This window comes from Niallia oryzisoli (assembly GCF_036670025.1).
In the GTDB taxonomy this organism is placed as follows: domain Bacteria; phylum Bacillota; class Bacilli; order Bacillales; family Cytobacillaceae; genus Bacillus_BD; species Bacillus_BD oryzisoli.
The window spans coordinates 2,652,452-2,669,012 of record NZ_CP137640.1; the positions used below are offsets into that span (position 1 = coordinate 2,652,452).

The 16,561-nt window shown below is 38.6% G+C and carries 15 protein-coding genes; 14 read left to right on the forward strand and 1 reads right to left on the reverse strand.

The window, feature by feature from the left end; genetic code table 11:
* Window positions 1-8: 8 nt before the first annotated feature.
* On the reverse strand, window positions 9-1,064 hold the full coding sequence (locus R4Z09_RS13200; protein ID WP_338452725.1) for a phosphotransferase family protein: 1,056 nt from the start codon (window positions 1,062-1,064) through the stop codon (window positions 9-11).
* A gap of 232 nt (window positions 1,065-1,296) precedes the next feature.
* Between R4Z09_RS13200 and R4Z09_RS13205 the strand changes: the two genes are divergently transcribed.
* The 14 genes from R4Z09_RS13205 to R4Z09_RS13270 all read left to right on the forward strand — a co-directional run bounded on the left by R4Z09_RS13205 (window position 1,297) and on the right by R4Z09_RS13270 (window position 16,552).
* Window positions 1,297-3,375: a sigma 54-interacting transcriptional regulator gene (locus tag R4Z09_RS13205; RefSeq protein ID WP_338452726.1), complete on the forward strand. Its 2,079-nt coding sequence runs from the start codon at window positions 1,297-1,299 to the stop codon at window positions 3,373-3,375.
* A 332-nt stretch (window positions 3,376-3,707) separates the two neighbouring features.
* A complete protein-coding gene (locus tag R4Z09_RS13210) occupies window positions 3,708-4,859 on the forward strand; it encodes a thiolase family protein (protein WP_338452727.1) in 1,152 nt (383 codons plus the stop codon).
* A gap of 34 nt (window positions 4,860-4,893) precedes the next feature.
* On the forward strand, window positions 4,894-5,664 hold the full coding sequence (locus R4Z09_RS13215) for a 3-hydroxyacyl-CoA dehydrogenase (RefSeq protein WP_338452728.1): 771 nt from the start codon (window positions 4,894-4,896) through the stop codon (window positions 5,662-5,664).
* 42 nt (window positions 5,665-5,706) lie between these two features.
* Window positions 5,707-6,495: an enoyl-CoA hydratase gene (locus R4Z09_RS13220; protein WP_338453270.1), complete on the forward strand. Its 789-nt coding sequence runs from the start codon at window positions 5,707-5,709 to the stop codon at window positions 6,493-6,495.
* 44 nt (window positions 6,496-6,539) lie between these two features.
* Window positions 6,540-7,772 carry an acyl-CoA dehydrogenase family protein gene (locus R4Z09_RS13225; protein WP_338452729.1) on the forward strand — a complete coding sequence of 411 codons (1,233 nt, stop codon included), beginning with the start codon at window positions 6,540-6,542 and terminating at the stop codon, window positions 7,770-7,772.
* Between the two features lie 47 nt (window positions 7,773-7,819).
* Window positions 7,820-9,079, forward strand: a complete 1,260-nt coding sequence (locus R4Z09_RS13230; RefSeq protein WP_338452730.1) for an ABC transporter substrate-binding protein — start codon at window positions 7,820-7,822, stop codon at window positions 9,077-9,079.
* A 143-nt stretch (window positions 9,080-9,222) separates the two neighbouring features.
* Window positions 9,223-10,089, forward strand: coding sequence for a branched-chain amino acid ABC transporter permease (locus R4Z09_RS13235; protein ID WP_338452731.1), 867 nt, complete (start codon window positions 9,223-9,225; stop codon window positions 10,087-10,089).
* A gap of 6 nt (window positions 10,090-10,095) precedes the next feature.
* On the forward strand, window positions 10,096-11,100 hold the full coding sequence (locus R4Z09_RS13240) for a branched-chain amino acid ABC transporter permease (RefSeq protein ID WP_338452732.1): 1,005 nt from the start codon (window positions 10,096-10,098) through the stop codon (window positions 11,098-11,100).
* Window positions 11,087-11,860 carry an ABC transporter ATP-binding protein gene (locus R4Z09_RS13245; protein ID WP_338452733.1) on the forward strand — a complete coding sequence of 258 codons (774 nt, stop codon included), beginning with the start codon at window positions 11,087-11,089 and terminating at the stop codon, window positions 11,858-11,860. The genes R4Z09_RS13240 and R4Z09_RS13245 overlap by 14 nt, the downstream gene beginning before the upstream one ends.
* Window positions 11,844-12,545, forward strand: coding sequence for an ABC transporter ATP-binding protein (locus R4Z09_RS13250; protein WP_338453271.1), 702 nt, complete (start codon window positions 11,844-11,846; stop codon window positions 12,543-12,545). Before R4Z09_RS13245 ends, R4Z09_RS13250 begins: the two co-directional genes overlap by 17 nt.
* 56 nt (window positions 12,546-12,601) lie before the next feature.
* Window positions 12,602-13,768: an acyl-CoA dehydrogenase family protein gene (locus R4Z09_RS13255; RefSeq protein ID WP_338453272.1), complete on the forward strand. Its 1,167-nt coding sequence runs from the start codon at window positions 12,602-12,604 to the stop codon at window positions 13,766-13,768.
* Window positions 13,769-13,834: 66 nt separating this feature from the next.
* Window positions 13,835-14,377, forward strand: a complete 543-nt coding sequence (locus tag R4Z09_RS13260) for an NAD(P)H-dependent oxidoreductase (RefSeq protein WP_338452734.1) — start codon at window positions 13,835-13,837, stop codon at window positions 14,375-14,377.
* Window positions 14,378-14,487: 110 nt separating this feature from the next.
* A complete protein-coding gene (locus R4Z09_RS13265) occupies window positions 14,488-15,285 on the forward strand; it encodes an alpha/beta hydrolase (protein WP_338452735.1) in 798 nt (265 codons plus the stop codon).
* A gap of 52 nt (window positions 15,286-15,337) precedes the next feature.
* On the forward strand, window positions 15,338-16,552 hold the full coding sequence (locus R4Z09_RS13270) for an acyl-CoA dehydrogenase family protein (RefSeq protein WP_338452736.1): 1,215 nt from the start codon (window positions 15,338-15,340) through the stop codon (window positions 16,550-16,552).
* Window positions 16,553-16,561 lie beyond the last annotated feature (9 nt).

The window sequence follows — 16,561 nt, forward strand, 5'->3', positions numbered from 1 at the left end:
CCGCTGTCTCACTTTCTTAAATGGATCACATCATGTGAGAGAATCATTAGATTTTTTATTCCTTCATGTAAATTGCTAAAACGGTCATCAATCAGATATCCCATTTTCCATCTGTAATAAATTTGCTGAAGAATGGCCGCGATTTTGAAATAAGCAAAGGCAAGATAAAAATTAAAATTAGATAGGTCCCGGTTACTTTTTTTAGCGTATCGTTCAAGAAAATCTTGTCTTGAATAAAAACCACCTAATGTCGTAACGGAGTTAATCGCTGTAAATGGATCATTTTCATCTTTCCAATAGGCAACTGCAGAAGCGAGATCCGTAAGCGGATCACCAATTGCAGATAATTCCCAGTCAAAGACACCGACTGCTTTTCCTGGATCCGTTGTAGAGAACATCATATTATTTAATTTGAAATCATTATGGATAATAGTGGGACTTGGTGAATCAGGAATATGGGATAAAATCCATTTTTCAATATCATCATAGATCTTTATTTCATCTGTTTTGCTATTTTGATATCTTTTAAACCATCCATGAACTTGTCTTTCTAGATATCCTTCTGGACGACCAAGACTTTCTAAACCAGCTTTTTGATAGTCAATATCATGTAATTGAACTAATGTGTCAATGACCGACTCAGAAATGATCTCCCGGATTAGAGGGATTTCATCATAGTCTTGCGGGATGGTATCATCCAAAACAATTCCCGTTTTCTTTTCCATAATATAAAAATGCTTATCCATAATCTCAGGATCATCCTGATATAGGTAGGGTTTTGGAGCAAGAGGAAACACAGGATTGATTTTTTCCAGCAATCTAAATTCTCTTTCAACATCATGGGCTTTTGGTGGGATTTTCCCGAATGGCGGTCTTCTCATGACAGCTTCCCAGCTGCCAATCTGAAGGAGAAAGGTTAAATTGGAATACCCTTCGGAAAATTGCTTTACGACTAAAGGAGAAGGATCCAGATTTTTTAGATTGGACCTAATGTATGTTTCAAATGCTTGCCAGTTAATATCTTTTTCAGATTGAGTTGATACATGGATTTTTTGGTCTAACATTTGGTAACCTCCATCACATTTAATTTGTATACTCTTTTAGTTGCAAAAATCATGCCAAAAGTAAAATGGATTGATTTTATTTAAGAGAAAGATTGGTATATAGTGTTTTGTTTAATAGATTTGTGCTATTAAACCACCCAATACGGACATTGTGTTTTTATAAGTGTCTTTTTTTCATACACTTCACATTTACAACTGTAATGGATAAAAACATTTGATTTGAAAGGGGTAGTTGAAGATAGAAACCATCAGAAGTTTTATGACGCCAGTTGAAGAAAGTCTGACTCGTGAGCACACATTACACGAGGCGATCGTTTATATGAACAAATATAAATTGAATACATTACCCGTAGTCAATTCAGCAAACAAACTGATAGGCGTGTTTACCAGGAGTATTCTTTATCAGATGCTCCTATCCCAAGAAAGTATGGATACCCCAATTGGAAAATATATAAAAAAAGATATTGGAACGATTTCTGAACATACAACGGTTGAGCAGCTGGAAGATGATATTGCCGTAAGCGAAGTTGGGACAGGTTTTGTCATCAATGACGAAGGTATTCCTATTGGCCTTATCTCAAAGTCTGAAGCTGTGAAAAGTTTTTTGCAAAAAACCAGAATTCTAAAAGAACAATTAGAAACGATCCTACAAAATTCCAATTTAGGTGCATTCATGGCAGATGATGCACAAAGGATTATCTTTATCAATGACAAATTAGAGAAGATGATTGGTGTTGATGAAAGAACCATATTATATAAGAAGTTATTAGATGTTTTTCCTGATTGGACCATTCCAATCGGACAAAACGAGGTTCATTTTCAAAAAAAGATTGGTTCACAAACCTTTATGATTCGATTGTCGAAATACAATATGACTAATGGAAAACAAGGATTCATTGCGTTATTTCAAAATATATCTGAACTTGAAAATATGGCACAAGAGCTTGCAACGATTAAGACATTAAAAAGTTTATTGCAAACCGTCATTGAACATTCCTATGATGGGTTAGTGATGATCAATGAAGCTGGAAAGATAACCTTTACAAGCCCATCTCTTCTGGAGCTATTTGACCTCCATCAAAATCAAGTGGCAGAATTTCCAATAGATGAGATTTTTCCACACTTTGAATTAATGAAAGTGCTTAAAACAGGAGTAGCAGAAATAAGTGATTTTATGGAAATTAAAGGGATCAATTATATTGTCCATCGGATTCCAGTCTATCAAGATGAGCAAATTATTGGGGCTATTGGGAAAATTGTCTATAGACAGTTGCATGAGGTTCGAGAAACATTTAAAAGATATGAGAGAAAGGAAATGGGGGAGACTTCTACCAGAAAAACCCCAGAATCCTCACGGTTTTCATTTGATGAAATTATTTCAAAAGATCCACAGATGGAAAAATTGTTTAAAAGCGGCATGAAGGCGGCTAAAGGAAAAACAACGATCCTGATTCGGGGTGAAAGTGGTACTGGTAAGGAACTTTTCGCTCATGCCATTCATAGCTCAAGTAACAGGAAAAATGCACCGTTCATCACAGTTAATTGTGCGGCCATACCTGAAGATTTATTGGAGTCTGAATTTTTCGGTTATGAAGAGGGTGCTTTTACAGGAGCTAAGCATAAGGGGAAAATAGGAAAATTTGATTTGGCAAATGGAGGGACTCTATTTCTAGATGAAATAGGGGATATGTCTTTACAGCTGCAGGCAAAATTACTCCGTGTCTTACAAGAAAGAGAGTTTTACCGTGTTGGGGGAACGGAAAGAATCACTGTTGATATTAGAATCATTGCTGCAACCAACAGAGGATTAGAAGAAATGGTAGAAAAAGGGGAATTTAGGGAGGATCTCTTTTATCGATTAAATGTCATCTCTTTTGAGATCCCTCCACTTAGAAAAAGAAAGGGAGATATTTTATTATTAACTGAATCCTTTATTGAAGGATTAAATAAACAAAATGGAACAAGTATCACGGGTTGGGACCCATTAGCAGAACAGGCCCTCTTACAGCATGATTGGCCGGGGAATGTCCGGGAACTTCGTAATGTATGTGAACGGGCAATGGTATTTGCTGATAATGGAATGATTCATGTGGAAGATTTACCTGATTATTTATTGAAGAAAATTGGTTTCATTCTATTATTAGAAGATAATAAGACTGAATTGGAAAAACCATTATTAGAAAGAGCAGAAGAAATGGCCATTAGAGTCGCATTAAAGAAAGCAGACGGAAACAAAAGCGAAGCCTGTAAATTATTAGGTATCAGTCGATCTGTACTTTATGATAAATTAAAAAAATATGAAGTCTTTTAGACTATTTAAAAAACTTACACACACTTGTCCAAGTGTGTGTAAGTTTTTTTTTAGGAGAAAAGACTAATTTCAAACTACTGTTTGAATTTCAGACATCCATTTTAGAAATAAAGTCAAAAACCCTACATTCTTTTTAATAAAAAAAGGTAGACCACACCTAAAAAAGATAAATAAATTTATTTTTGCTTTTTAATTATCTTGTTTTCATCATGATTTTCAACGTAAATGACAGATTATTATGAATTCTTAAATATGTTGGCATTAAACTTGCTTTATTAAAGGTGAGTATCAAAATCAAACCAGTATTAGATTAAACATAGAGGAGGGCCTATATGCGTGAAGTGGTCATTGTAGAAGCAGTCCGAACACCAGTTGGAAAACGAAAAGGGGGACTAAGTAACGAACGTCCCGATGACTTAGCAGCAAAAGTATTAAAAGAATTAGTAGATCGAGCTGGTATTTCAGGGGATCTAGTAGAAGACGTGATTTTAGGTTGTGTGACTCAAGTTGAAGAACAAGCGATGAACATAGCTCGGACGGCTGCGTTAACAGCAGGATTTCCGATTCATGTTCCTGGAACAACGATAGACCGGCAATGCGGTTCAAGCCAACAAGCCGTTCATTTTGCTGCTCAAGCTATACTGAGTGGAGATATGGATATTGTGATTGCCGGCGGAGTAGAGAGCATGACTCGTGTTCCCATGTTATCCAATTGGCAAAACACCAAGTGGAGTGAGAGCTTAACGTCAAAGTATAACCTTATTCATCAAGGTTTATCAGCAGAGGCGATTTCCGAAAAATGGGGAATTACCCGCAGTCAGGCAGATGAATTTGCCCTAGAAAGTCATCGGAAAGCCATCATTGCCCAGGACCAAGGCCATTTTGAAAGAGAAATTATGCCCATTGAAGTGATGTTAGAAGACGGGACAAAAAAAATCATTACCCAAGATGAGGGTCCACGTAGAGAAACGACTATCGAAAAACTTGCTAGTCTTAAACCAGCTTTTACTGAAAACGGGATCATTCATGCAGGAAATTCAAGCCAAATGAGTGATGGTGCAGGTGCTTTGCTTCTCATGTCTAAAGAAAAAGCTCTTGAATTAGGTCTCAGACCTCGTTTTAAAGTCACAGCCCGCACTGTAGTCGGCTCAGATCCAACCCTTATGTTAACGGGACCAATCGAAGCGACCAGACAAGTCTTAAAAAAAGCAGGCTTGAGCATTGAAGAAATAGATGTATACGAGATCAATGAAGCTTTTGCCCCGGTGCCTATGTGCTGGCTAAATGAAATCAAAGCTGATCCGCAGAAATTGAATCCAAATGGAGGGGCCATCGCGCTAGGTCATCCATTAGGAGCGAGTGGAGCCCGGGTTATGATTACGATGATTCATGAGTTGGAAAGAACAGGCGGACAATTTGGCCTGCAGGCTATCTGTGAAGGAAACGGGATGGCTAATGCAACCATTATCGAAAGAATCATTTAATATTTAAATTTAAACATACAGGGAGGAATAGCTGATGAATGTAAAGGATTGTGTAGCTGTTGTAACAGGCGGAAGTTCAGGTTTAGGTGAAGCGACGATCACACGAATCGTCCAATCCGGCGGCAAAGCTGTTATTGTTGATTTATCAGAAGAAAAAGGAGCTGCTGTTGTTGAAAAATTAGGCTCTGACAATGTCCTTTTTACAAAAGCGGATGTATCAAATGAAGAAGACATTAAGGCCGCTTTACAGCAAGCAGTTGAAAAGTTTGGAAAAATTAATACAGTTATCAATTGTGCAGGAATCGGACAACCGAAAAAAGTAGTTGGAAGAGAAGGCGTGCATGACCTTGAAGGATTCAATAAAACCATCCAAGTCAATCTAGTTGGTACCTTTAATGTCATTCGCTTAGCTGCTGAAATCATGACCGCAAATGAACCGAATGATGGTGGGGAGAGAGGAGTGATCATTAATACCGCCTCCGTGGCTGCTTTTGAAGGGCAAATTGGTCAAGCTGCTTATAGCGCTTCAAAGGGTGGAATTGTTGCTATGACCCTGCCAATTGCAAGGGAATTAGCCAGACATGGAATCAGGGTGATGACTATTGCACCTGGGCTGATTCATACCCCGCTTTTTGATACGCTTTCGGAAAAAGCACGAGAGTCCCTTGGTTCTACGGTTCCATTTCCACCACGGCTTGGCTATCCATCTGAATATGCCATGCTTGTCACAAGCATTATCGAGAATCCAATGCTGAACGGAGAAACGATCCGATTAGACGGAGCGATCCGGATGCAGCCAAAATAATAGAGTGATAGAAATATTGAATTTTAAAAGGGATGGTGATCGATCGTGAGTAGTCTGGTTCAACTCGTCATAGAGGAAGGGATCGCGGTAATAACAATTAATAATCCGCCTATGAATGTATTAAGCAGTACCGTAACGAAAGAATTAAAGGAAACCGTTTCACAAATTTATACTGATCCGGAAGTTATTGTTGTCATTATTACAGGCAGCGGTGATCGCGCTTTTATGGCCGGAGCAGATATTAAAGAGTTTCCACAATGGCTTCATTTAGAAAAGAAGGAATTAAGGAAGGTCACCACGGCCAATCATGAAGTATTTAACATGATTGAAAATATGCCAAAGCCAACCATTGCTGCCATAAATGGACTTGCCCTCGGCGGAGGCTGCGAACTAGCTTTAGCTTGTGATATTCGCATCGCGGAAGAGCAAGCAAAACTCGGTCTTCCTGAAGTGAAATTAGGTTTATTTCCAGGAGCTGGCGGTACCCAGCGTATGCCAAGATTAGTAGGCGAAGCGAAGGCGAAAGAATTAATGTATATCGGTGACCCTGTAACAGCAGAAGAGGCCTTTGCCATTGGCTTAGTCAATCATATTGTCCCAACGGGAACGGGATTGGAACGTGCTAAAGATATGGCTAGAAAAATGGCCGGACAGTCTCTGCAGGCCTTAAGTCGAATCAAACAGGCTGTAAATGATGGATCAGATATGGATTTACTATCAGGGCTTGAGCTAGAGATTGATCTATTTCTGGATATCTTTAAGACACATGATGTTAGGGAAGGTGTACAAGCATTTATCGAAAAACGTTCTGCCAGATTCACGCATAATTAGTTTGAAAATTAAAAATTGATACAAAATTTTAGGAGGTTTTCATTATGATATTCGAAAAAAGTGAAAGAGTAAGAGAGTTAGAAGAAAAAGTAACAGCATTTATGAACGAAGTTGTGTTACCGAATGAAAGTGTTTATGAAGAACAGCTTAAGTCAGGAAGCAGCCGCTGGGAAATCCCGCCAATTATGGAAGATATGAAGAAGCAAGCAAAAGCAGCTGGTTTATGGAATCTCTTTTTACAAAAAAGTAAAAATGGGGCTGGTTTAACAAACCTTGAATATGCACCGCTGAAGGAAATTATGGGTCGTTCCTTGATTGGTCCTGAAGTATTTAATTGCTCTGCGCCTGATACTGGAAATATGGAGCTGCTGGAACAATATGCGTCACCGGAACAAAAGGAAGAATGGCTCGTTCCGTTATTAAATGGAGACATTCGTTCATCGTATGTGATGACTGAACCCGATGTAGCCTCTTCAGACGCAACCAATATCTCTACTTCTATCGAGAGAGATGGCGATGAGTATGTGATCAATGGCGTCAAATGGTGGATTTCTGGAATTATGGACCCGCGATGCAAAATATTAATCCTGATGGGGAAAAGTGACCCTAATGCAGAAAGACATAAGCAGCAATCCATGATTCTCATTCCGGTAGGAACGCCAGGGGTTGTAGTAAAATCGCACCTCCCTGTTTATGGCTATGACGATGCTCCGCATGGACATGCCATAGTAGAATTTAACAATGTACGTGTACCTGCTTCCAATATGATTCTCGGTGAAGGCAGAGGCTTTGAAATCGCCCAAGGCAGGCTCGGACCTGGCCGGATTCATCACTGCATGCGCTTGATCGGCATGGCTGAACGGGCATTAGAATTAATGTGTAAACGGGCAAAAGACCGAGTTGCCTTTGGTAAACCGATTGCTGAGCAAGGCCTCATTCGCAGTTGGATTGCTGATTCACGGATTGAAATAGATCAGGCGAGGTTGTTGACATTGAATGCGGCCCATATGATGGATACCGTTGGAAATAAAGCAGCCAGAAAAGAAATTGCAATGATTAAGGTGATTGTTCCGAATATGGCCTTAAAAGTAATTGATCGGGCGATACAGGTTCATGGAGCAGGCGGGGTAAGTGATGTGTTCCCGTTAGCACAGATTTGGGCCCATGCCCGTACACTAAGGCTTGCAGATGGTCCTGACGAAGTACATCAAGAAGCAGTGGCAAAATTAGAATTAAGAAGGATGGAAAATCTTGAGAAACTCTATTCCTATAAATAAGTTACAACTGCGGAAATAGTAGGTTTACATTGAAGGGGGTCTCAAAAATGATCATCAAAAAACTTAGCATCCTATTAAGCTGTCTTATTATGGTTTTTGGATTAGCTGCTTGCGGAAGCCAAGAGTCTAGTTCAAGCGCTAAAGAAGAAAGTGGCGGGAAATATACACAGGGTGTTACAGAGAATGAAATATTAATTGGGCATATCGCTCCACAGACAGGTCCTGTAGCCATTTACGATGTAGTTAGAAAAGGAATCCAATCTTATTTTGATTACGTCAATGAAAACGGTGGAGTAAATGGCCGACAATTAAAGCTTATTGCCTATGATGATCAATTTCAGCCTGCAAAAACCGTTCAGCTGGCAAAGCGCCTAGTAGAAGATGATAAGGTATTTGCCATGCTTGCGAATGTTTGTACTGCATGTAATACGGCCATCAAGGATTATGTGGTAGATCAAGGAATTCCAATGGTTATGGTAGGTTCTGGGGCAAAAACATTCGTCAATCCTCCCGTTAAAAATTATATGGGTTCAGACGTCATGAATTATCGAATCGAAGCCCAAATATTTATGAATTATGCCGTTAATGAGCTTGGGGCAAAGAAGATTGCGATTGCCTATCAAAATGATGACTATGGAAAAGAAGGACTTGAAGAATTAAATAAAGCCATTAAAAATTATCCGGATGCTGAGATCGTTACTGAAATTCCATTTTTGGCAACTGATACCGAGTTTAGTTCACAAGCTCAAAAACTTGAAAAGGCAAACCCTGATGCCATTATTAATTTTGCTAGTCCTGCGCCTGCCGCTAATCTAAAAAAAGCGATGCATAAAATAGGACTTGACGAACCAAAGTATATTGTTTCGTCTGTTGGAGCAAATGATAATAACCTTTTTAATTTAGCTGGTAAGGACTTATGGGAAGGTACTTACTCAGGTGCCACCTATCCAATGCCTGAAATGGTTCCTGATGATAAAGAAATGCAGTTATTTGTTGAAAGATTCAGCAAAGATAATCCGAATGATTCAACTGAAGGCTTGTCACAAATAGGCTGGGCTGCAGCACAAGTAATGGTTGAGGCCATTAAAAGATCAGGTGATGATTTATCATGGAATCACTTCCTTGACACTTTTTATACTTTTGAACAATGGGAAGGCTCTATCTATGCTGGTGTAACATTTTCCGAGAATAACCATTATGGCTTAACCTCAATGTTTATGACTCAAGCTAAGGATGGAAAGATTGTGCCGATTACAGACCCAATTTCATTTGATCCAGAAACAGAAAAGATTAAATTTAGTCAATAATTTTCATCATCATTGAACCAGAACCAAACTCAGGAGGTGTCTGACATAATACAATATCAGTTCCCAAGATTAATTGATTATGTAATGTTGGACACCTTTTGTATTCATATCAGAATTTATTAATAAAAGAAGGTGAGTAATAAATGCAAATAATTGTAAGCGGTCTAATCGTTGGTTGTATATACGCTTTAGCTGCTTTAGGACTTGTCTTAATTTATAAAACGACAGAAGTAGTTAATTTTGCTCATGGTGAAATGGCAATGTTATCAACATTTATTAGTTTTGTTTTTCTAACTAATTTTGGCTATTCCTACCTTGTATCTCTTATTTTAGCCCTCATATTTGCTGCTATATCCGGCTTGTTTGTCTATCTGGTATTTATGAAGAAAGTCCAGTCTGCACCTCATTTAAATCAAGTGGTTTTAACATTAGGATTATTTATGGTGTTTAATGGGATAGCTGGAATCATCTGGGGCTATAAACCTGCTTCATTCCCTGAAGCAGTCAATGGGGATTCTTTCCAAGTAGGCGGTGTCCATATTTCCGCAAATGAATTATTCGTAGCTGGGATAACATTTGCTTTAATGCTTTTGTTTTTTATATTTTTCCGTTTTTCAAAACTTGGCCTTGCGATGAGGGCTTGCTCTCAAGATATGATGGCATCTCAATTGATGGGGATCAAAGTGTCTGTTGTTTTTATGGGTGCATGGGCAGTTGGAACGATTCTTGGCGGTATTGCCGGGATCATGACCGCCCCCATAACATTTTTGAGCCCAAACATGATGTCTGAAGTGTTAATACTTGCGTTTGCAGGTGCCGTTCTCGGTGGCTTTGTCAGTTTACCGGGAGCTGTGATAGGTGGACTAGTCATTGGTGTTTTTGAAAATCTAGTAAGTTACTATATTGCACCTGAGATGAAAATAGTTTTCGTATTTTTATTAATATTAATCGTTTTATATATACGTCCTCAAGGTATATTTGGTGGAGCAAAAATTGTTAAAAAGGTGTGATTCATTTTGAAAAGGCTGATATTAGATGGAAAGTTCTGGGTAATTTTTCTCATTCTTCTAATGCTTGCTCTTCCCCTTATTACTGGCCAATCCGGATATTTAATGACGTTGCTCGTGATGATTTGTGTCTATGCCATAACATCAATGGCTTTGAATCTATTAATAGGTTATGGCGGACAAATATCTGTTGGACATGCAGGTTTTTTATCAGTCGGGGGGTATTCTGTAGCCATTTTATCTACTAAGCTAGGCCTGCCGTTTATCTTAACCCTTCCGTTGTCAGGAGTTATTACGGCTATCATCGGTCTTTTTATTGGGCTTCCCGCAGTTCGGTTAAGCGGGCACTTTCTGGCAGTGATCACATTGGGATTTGGAATTTCAATTCCCCTTATTGCCTTAAACTGGGATTCGATAACTGGCGGCTATTCAGGTATTGCTTTTTTTCGACCAGAATGGTTATCAAGCGATTTACCGTTTTTTTATATGGTAATTGGCATAACAATCGTATGCTTTTGGATTATGTATAACATTTTAAAAAGCAGTTTTGGCAGGGCTTTCGTTGCAATCCGAGAAAGTGAGGTTGCAGCACAGGCAACAGGAATAAACATTTCACTATATAAGACGATGATGTTTGTTATTAGTGCTTTTTTTACAGGAATTGCTGGAGGACTTTATGGATACTGGTTTGGATTTGTCAGCCCGAATGATTTTACAGTTATGACTTCATTCTTACTGCTGGCCATGATTGTTGTTGGAGGATTAGCTTCTGTTCCTGGAGCGATTATAGGGGCTATTATTTTTACAGTACTTCCAGAGCTTACTAGGTCTTTTATTGGATTCACTAATATTATCATTGGTTTGGCGGTGGTTCTTGTAATATTATTCCGTCCACAAGGGTTCATTTCATTAATTGATTTAACAAAAATGAGGAAAAAGCCAGAATTAAAGGAACAATCAATTGTTATGACAGATCATAACCAAGGAGGTGCAGCAAAGGGTGCTAACCTTTAATCATGTAACTGTACAATTTTCTGGATTAACGGCCGTTAAAGATCTATCCTTTGAAGTTCCCCAAGGAAGTATATATTCCATCATTGGTCCAAACGGTGCAGGAAAAACAACAGTATTTAACTGTATTAGCCGTTTCTATACACCCAAAAGCGGAGAAATAGAGTTTAATGGCAAAAATTTGCTGCAGCTAAAATCTCATCAAGTCATAAAAGAAGGGATCGCCCGAAGTTTTCAAAACGTTGAATTGTTCTCGGACATGACAGTTCTTGATAATTTATTAACCGGTCTGCATCCTACCTTTAAAAAAAATATTGTAACAAGTGCTTTATATTTACCTTCAGTCCAAAAAAGGGAAAAGGAATCAATTAAAAAAGCATTTGAAGTAATGGATCTCCTTTCCATCACTGATTTTGCAAACGAAAAAGTATCTAATTTATCATTTGGGTATCAAAAGATGATTGATATCGGCAGAGCCATTATCGCAGAGCCGAAACTTATTTTATTGGATGAACCAGTAGCAGGCATGAATCCAGTTGAAACTGAAAGAATTAGTCAGCTTATCCTTCGTTTAAAAGAAATGAATTATACGATTCTACTAATTGAACATGATATGTCGTTGGTCATGAAAGTATCTGATTTCGTAACGGTCATGAGCTTCGGGGAAAAAATCGCTGAAGGACTTCCCTTTGACATACAGACTAATCCAGTCGTTATTGATGCCTATTTAGGAGAGGTGAGAGATGGTGCTCCAATTAACTGATGTACACGTATATTATGGCCATGTTCATGCGTTGAGAGGCGTTTCCCTAAAAATAGACGATGGAAAAATCGTTTCACTGCTTGGAGGAAATGGAGCTGGAAAATCTACCACCTTAAAAATGATTTCACGACTTGTTCAACCGAAAAGCGGTTCTTATCAAATAGACGGTAAAACAATGTTGAAAGAAAGCCCTAGCCGCATTGTAAAGAGAGGTATAATTCATTGTCCGGAAAATCGAAGGGTATTTCCAACCTTTACTGTCGAAGAGAATTTAAAAATCGGTGCTTACAAGAGAAAAGATAAGAAAATAAAAAGTGATTTCGAAAAAGTATTTTCCTATTTTCCCAGACTAAAGGAGCGGCTTAATCAAAAAGCAGGTACTCTGAGCGGTGGAGAACAACAAATGCTTGCCATTGGAAGATCATTAATGGGAGATCCAAATGTATTGCTATTAGATGAACCTTCGCTTGGTATCGCACCTAATCTGGTTATTGAAATTTTTGAAATAATAAAAGAAATTAACAAAGATGGGACCTCGGTGTTACTTGTAGAACAAAATGCAAATGTGGCTTTAGCGATTTCTGATTATGGTTACGTATTAGAAAATGGACATGTTGCTTTAGAAGGCAACTCTAAGAATTTGAAAAATAATGATGAAGTGCGCAGGCTTTATCTAGGGGGCTAATTCAGTTATGAATTTAAAGAGAAGGCGGGAACATCATGCAGGCAATTGCCAAATATATGTTAGACCGTGAGCATGAATCTAGACCTTTCTTTACTAGGGAACATTACCTGTTTCGTCAATCATTAAGAAAGTTCTTACAGAAAGAGGCAGCTCCATATTTTGATCAATGGGAGAAAGACAAGTTGATTCCCCGTTCATTTTGGTATCAGCTTGGTCAAAAAGGATTTCTCTGCCCATGGCTTGATGAACAATACGGTGGATTGGGGGCTGACTTTGGCTTTTCAGTTATTTTAACGGAAGAACTGGAGCGAATCGGCTCAGGACTAATGGGAATTTCACTCCATTGTGATATTGTTGCTCCGTATCTCCATTATTATGGAACAGATGAACAAAAAGCCAAATATTTGCCCGCCTTTACAACAGGTGAAATCATATCCGCCATTGCCATGACTGAGCCGGCAGCAGGATCTGATTTAGCCGGGATTCAAACAACTGCTGTCAAAGAAGGGAATCATTATATCGTAAACGGGACAAAGACATTTATTACGAATGGTACTCAAGCGGACGTAATCATAATAGCCTGCAAAACAGACCCTAAAGCAAGTCCGGCGCATAAAGGATTAAGCTTGTTGTTGATCGATAAGAATACCCCTGGCTTCAATCGCGGCCAAAAGCTTGAAAAGATGGGGCATTATAGTTCTGATACAGCTGAATTATTTTTTGATCAAGCGGTTGTGCCGGCAGAGAATTTATTAGGGGAAGAAGGGAAAGGATTTTTTTATTTGATGGAAAGATTACAGCAAGAAAGGATTATTGCAGCTTTGAATGCGCAAATTGCTGCAGAGGAAATGTATCGTTTAACAATGGATTTTATTAAGAATCGAGAAGTTTTTGGAAAACCTTTAAGTCAATTTCAAAATACTCATTTTGTTATGGCAGAGATCGCGACTGAGATTACGCTCGGTAGAAAGTTTTTGGATGTTCTCATTAGCCAGCATATGAATGGAAAAGAAATCGAAACCGAAGTTTCTATGGGCAAATGGTGGATTACTGAAATGGCAAAGCGGCTTGCCGGAAAATGCATGCAGCTCCATGGCGGCTACGGGTATATGGAAGAATATAAAATAGCTCGTCGTTATAGGGATATTGCCGTAACAACAATCTTTGCGGGTTCGACCGAGATAATGAAAAAAATCATTGCAAAAAACATTGGTTTATCCTAACTCAAAATGTTGAATAGCGGATTAGACATGTCGTCATTTGTTAAAATATAAGAGGAGTGATGAAAAGTGAGAATACTAGGGATATCAGGTACCATTACAGGCTCAAAAACTTTAATAGTTATAAATAAAGTGCTAGAGGAAATGAAGAAAAGAACTCCTGAAGTAGAAGTTCAATTACTAGATCTTAAACAATATAATGTTCAATTCTGTGATGGACGTCCGCCTGGAGAATATACAGGGGATACGGCAAAAGTTATTGACATGATCTCTTCAGCCGATGGCTACATTATTGGAACCCCTATTTTTCAAGGCTCCTTTAGTGGTGCATTAAAAAATTTAATTGATTTAGTTCCACCTTCTCAATTTAACAATAAAGTAATGGGTTTTGTTGCAACTGGAGGAAATAATCTGCACTATCTTGTGATTGAAAATCAGTTGAAACCAATTGCAGGATACTTAAATGCCTACGTAACGCCTAGTTTTATTTTTGCCCAAAATAAGCAGTTTGATCGTCAAAATCAAATAATCGATCCTGAATTACTAGAGAATATTGAAAAATTTTCTCAAGATTTTACTTATATGTTTACCCAGTTGAGCATAACTAGATAGGATTCAAAATAATATTCTGAAAATTTAAAATAATAGTTGATTCGTTATGGGTAGCTTGTTATAATAAAATCAAACAACCGGTAGATTTATTTTAAAGGAGGTAATTTGGTATGCCATATGTGAAAGTAGAAAATGAAATTCAATACTATTATGAAGATAGAGGAGAAGGGACGCCGATTGTTTTTGTTCATGGCTGGGGCATGAATCGGATGGTTTGGGAAAGACAAGCCATTGATCTTTGCGATCATTATAGAGTGATCACCATTGATTGCAGGGGATGTGGAAACTCTTCTAAACCTGCACATGGCTATAAAATTTCAGAATTAGCTGACGATCTTCATCAACTCATTCAAAAGCTTCATTTAGAAAATGCTATTCTTGTTGGCTGGTCTGCTGGAGGATCCATCGTTATGGATTATGTAACACGATATGGGGGCAGCTTCGTGAAGAAGGCAGTGTCCGTTGGCGGGGCTGTTCCAAGGTATACTTCTACAGAAGGCTTCGACCTTGGATTTCCACCAGAAGCAGTTGAACAAACATTAGCAGCCATGCGTACTAACCGGCCTGCTTTAATCCGTAACATTGCCGATGGTTGTTTTCATCAGGATGTCGGGCAACCGATGAAAGATTGGTTTTTCAATAATTTCATGGAACAAAGTTGGTTTACAGAGAAGACAATGGAGGATCTGGGAAAAATTGATTTGCGTGATAGATTACGAGATATAACGATTCCTGTCGCCTTTTTTCATGGTCTTCATGATGGAGTTGTTCCGTTGTCTTTATCTGAATATTCAGCAAAAGAGGTGCCGGGATCTAAATTAGTTATTTTTGAGAATAGTTCACATGCACCTTTTATTGAGGAAATAGACCGCTTCAATGAAGAATTAGTATCTTTTATTGAATCTTAATATAAGCTCAAATGGTTCAAGAAACACAATAAGGCATAAGGAGTGACATAATATGTATAATTTTAGTCCATCTACCGAACAAGAAGAGTTGTTGGCTAGAGCAAGAAAAATCATGGAAGAAGATGTATATCCTGCTGAAAAGCATATTATTCCCGGGGTAGGGCTTCCAGCTGAAATTTTGAAACCAATACAGCAAAAAGTAAAAGAACAAAACTTATGGGCTGCCCATCTACCAATAGAAATTGGAGGACTAGGCTTAGGCAATGTGTTCCTTGGATTATTAAATGAAATATTAGGCAGCAGCCCGATAGGACCAAGGTGCTTCGGAACAGCTGCTCCTGATACAGGAAACACCGAAATTCTCCTAAAAGCAGGAACCCCAAAGCAGATTGAAAAATATTTGAAGCCTGTGATTAATGATGACATCCGTTCTTGCTTTGCCATGACGGAGCCGGATGTTTCTGGAGCTGATCCTACTGGAATCCAAACAAGTGCAGTAAGGGATGGAAATGAATGGGTATTAAACGGTAAAAAATGGTTTGCCAGTAATGCTGGATTGTCCTCTTTTGCTATTGTCATGGCAGTTACCAATCCAGATGCTGCGCCGCATGAAAGGGCCTCGATGTTTATTGTCGATATCGGAACGCCTGGTTTTGAACTTATCCGTGATATTGCTGTTATGGGTGATTTCAGCGAAGGAGGGCATTGGGAGATTCATTTAAACAACTGCCGTATTCCAGCGGAAAATATATTGGGCAAAGAAGGCGAAGGATTTAAACTAGCTCAAATGAGATTAGGGCCTGGCCGCATCACCCATGCTATGCGTTGGTTAGGCGTTATGAACCGTAGTTTCGATTTAATGATCGAATACGCCCTTAAACGAAAAACCCGCGGGAAACCATTAGCAGAGTTTCAAACGATTCAAAATTTTATTGCTGATTCAGCTGCTGAGATCTCAGCCTCAAGGCTGATGACCCTTCATGCTGCTTGGAAAATGGATCAAGGTGAAGATGCCAGAAAAGAAATTGCTTTAATCAAATTCTATGGGGCAAAAATCTTGAATGATGTTATTAGTCGAGCTATTCAAGTTCATGGATCGCTGGGATATTCAAAAGATACACCGTTAGAAGCTTTTTATCGGGAAGCAAGAGCGGCACATATTTATGATGGTCCTGATGAAGTCCACCGAATGGTGGTTGCAAAGCGTTACTTGAAAGAGTATCAAATGAAGAAAAATGAAGAGTTAGTTGAGAATTCAGCTAGATAAAAAAATATA